The 3,012-nt window shown below is 64.7% G+C and carries 3 protein-coding genes; all 3 read right to left on the bottom strand.

What is annotated here, in order from left to right; genetic code table 11:
- Positions 1-355: 355 nt before the first annotated feature.
- Entirely contained in the window at positions 356-1,147 is a 792-nt protein-coding gene (locus tag VKI00_RS14885) for an alpha/beta hydrolase (RefSeq protein WP_324438599.1), read from the bottom strand.
- A gap of 45 nt (positions 1,148-1,192) precedes the next feature.
- A complete protein-coding gene (locus VKI00_RS14890; protein ID WP_324438601.1) occupies positions 1,193-2,092 on the bottom strand; it encodes an SDR family oxidoreductase in 900 nt (299 codons plus the stop codon).
- A 298-nt stretch (positions 2,093-2,390) separates the two neighbouring features.
- The coding region (locus tag VKI00_RS14895) for an SDR family NAD(P)-dependent oxidoreductase (RefSeq protein WP_324438603.1) at positions 2,391-3,012 on the bottom strand (622 nt) is incomplete at its 5' end.

A 3,012-nucleotide genomic window follows, 5' to 3' on the forward strand; every position in this document is an offset into this window, starting at 1 on the left:
ACCCCCGACCAGCGCCGCGCTTTCGAACTCATTGGCACCCCGATACCCCTGACCGCCGCGTAGCCAGAACCACCAACCCACCAAACCGGCAAAACCCCTGGTCAGCCAGGAATCCACGCACCCCGGCCGCCGCAACTTCGGGCTAGGCGCTGCCGAGGGCCGCAGCGACACAGGAATCGTCCGCTCAACATGCGCCGACGGGAATCGGCTGTCATGCAGGAACCGGATGCCGCGACCACGGTGGTCCAAGCGCCTCGGACAGCGCACCCCGACTTGTCACGAGATGCTGTCCGAGTGGGGCCCCTACTTGCCGTTCCCCCACTGAGCGATCCGATGTTCTATATCTTGGACAAGCTCACCGACTCGCCGCCTCGGCGAAGAATTTCAGGATCGCGTCGTTGACAACATGCGGTTGCTCGAGGAAACCGAGATGGCCGGCGTCGGGGATCTCGAGATAGCGACCAATCGGCAAGGAGGCTGCGACCTCCGCGCCCAGGTGTGGCGGCGTGACGACGTCGTCGGCGAAACCGATCACCAGCACCGGTATCGTGATCGCGCGGTACGAGGGCAGTCGGTTGTCCTGCGGCGCGATGCTGAGCTGCGTTCGCAAGCCGGGCGTGGAGTTCCTCGGCCACAGCGTGAACATCTCAATCCAATCGCTGACAGCGCGCTCGTCGTTCAGCGTCTTGGGCGAAAAGCTCTCGAGTAGGCGAACTTTTGCGTCGTAGCGCGACGGCAACGTGATGCCGGTATGGGCCAGCTCCCGTTCGGCGGTGTTGAATAATCGGCGCGTGCGGTCGTGGCGGCCGCAGGTGGCCATCAGGGCCGCGTGGCTGACCAGCTCAGGACGCGCCAGCATCAGCTCCTGGGCGATGTAGGAGCCCATCGACGCGGCCACGATCCGGGCCGGCGCAGCGTCGAGCTTCTCGATCAGCGCGGCGGTGTCGGCCACCATGGTCTGAGTGGTGAAGTCGTCGGCGTTCTCGTTTGCGCCCACCCCCCTGTTGTCGAACGTGATTACGCGGTAGCCGGCGGCCAGGAAGGCCGGTACCTGGTGCAAGTGCCAGGTGCGCCCGGCGCCGCCGCGGCCGGCGATGAACAGCACAGGTCGGCCAGCGCCGCGATCGTCATAGGGCAGCTTCAGCATGCCGGAGAGGCTACATTCCGCGGTCGACACCTCCTACTGGGAAGCCTAATCCTGCGCTGCCCCATTGGATCGTTTCGCCATAGCCTCCGTGCGCGCGCTCATCGAGCGCCCCAGCGCAGCTACCTCGGCGTCCATCCGGGGCAAGAGGTCTGGGGTGTACTTCCGGAGCTGATACTCCGCGGCGGGGGTGGCCAACATCGGCCGCAGCCATCGCGTCAAACCAACCCAGCGCGGGCAGTGGATGCGGCGCTTGCGGCGTTCGATCCCCTTGACAAACGCTTCACCACACTTCTCCACCGTGGTGGTCTTGCTTGCCAGGCCGGGCATCAGGCTGAGGACCTCGCGGAAAGTGGATAAGTCCGATCTGGCGTCTTGCACCAGCGGAGTGTCGATCCATGACATGTGCGCCGACCCGACATCGACACCCAGGTGTGCGACCTCTATCCGTAGCGCATTCGCGAAGTGCTCGACCGCGGCCTTCGACGCGTTATAGGGCGCCAGCCCGGGCATGGCGACGTAGGCCGCCGCGGACGAGACGATCAGAACGTACCCGCTGCGGTTGATCACCGCAGGTAGTGCTGCCCGCACGGTGTTGAAGACGCCGACCACGTTGACATCGATCAGCGTCTTGAACGCCTCGGGGTCGACCTGCAGCACCGACCCGTAGGTGGCGATGCCGGCGTTGGCCATCACGACGTCGATCCCACCAAAGCGATCGACTGTCCTTTCGGCGGCGGTCTGCATCGCGGCCATGTCTCGGACGTCGGCGATCACCGTCATCACCCGGTCCTCGCCCAATCGCGCCGCCAAAGCCTTCAGCGGCGTCTCATCCAGATCCACCAAGACCAAGTTGGCACCCTTGCTGTGCATCCGTTGCGCCACTTCCGCGCCGACGCCTCCAGCACCTCCCGTTATGAAAACGACCTTGCCAGTCGAAGAGCTCATGAGCGGAAACATACCGCCTCCCACATCGCGTCTGGCAATCCCGTCGAAAGCGTGGTCCACTCCCCGTCCATCGGTGAGCTGTTGACACCGCTCAACGACGTCCTTGCGGCGACGGGCGCATCAAGAGCGGACTTGAACGATGTCGTCACTCCGTCAATGCGCGACGGCAAGGACCCAAACGGATTGTCAGCCTGAGGCTTCGACGGCTTGCTGGACGTGTCCTTCGGGACGCTCGACGACCATACATCGGGGCTGCCGCGGTCCACGGTCGTGTCGTCGTAGGACTGCTGGTGATGAGCTAGCGGGCCGACCCAACGGTCCGCGCCGTCACCGCGGTGAACAGTCGTTGATATCCCCCCGACCCGGTGATGCGGACGATGATGTCGAGGATCTTGGCGTCCGGTCCGACCAGCACACGGGCCTTGTTCTTGCGGACCCCGTCGAGGATGATCTGTGCCGCCTTCTCCGGGGATGTGATGGCCAGCTTCTTGTCGAAGGTCCGCGCCAACTCGGCAACATCGATTCCCTCGGCTGCGGTCATGTTGCGGGCGACCGCGGTCTTGATGCCCCCGGGATGCACGGTGGTCACCTTCACCGGGTGACCGGCCGGCGCCATCTCCTGCCGCAGCGCCTCGGTGAATCCGCGGACGGCGAACTTGGCGGCGCTGTAAGCGGCCCCCCCGGGCTGCGCGAACAGCCCGAACAGGCTGGAGATGTTGATGACATGTCCGTCGCCCGAGGCGATCAAGTGAGGCAGGAACACCTTGGTGCCATTGACAACACCCCAGAAGTCCACGTCCATCACCCGCTCGATGTCCTTGAACTGGCTGATCTCGATGTCACCGGCGAAGGCGATCCCGGCGTTGTTGTAGATCTGGTTCACGGTGCCGAAGTGCTCGTTCACTGCGTCGGCGTAGGCC

This window comes from Mycobacterium sp., assembly GCF_035314665.1.
In the GTDB taxonomy this organism is placed as follows: domain Bacteria; phylum Actinomycetota; class Actinomycetes; order Mycobacteriales; family Mycobacteriaceae; genus Mycobacterium.

What these genes read in the sequence shown, in the direction of transcription:
- VKI00_RS14890 (WP_324438601.1), bottom strand. Translation starts at nt 2,092, where the DNA reads ATGAGCTCTTCGACTGGCAAGGTCGTTTTCATAACGGGAGGTGCTGGA.
- VKI00_RS14885 (WP_324438599.1), bottom strand. Translation starts at nt 1,147, where the DNA reads ATGCTGAAGCTGCCCTATGACGATCGCGGCGCTGGCCGACCTGTGCTG.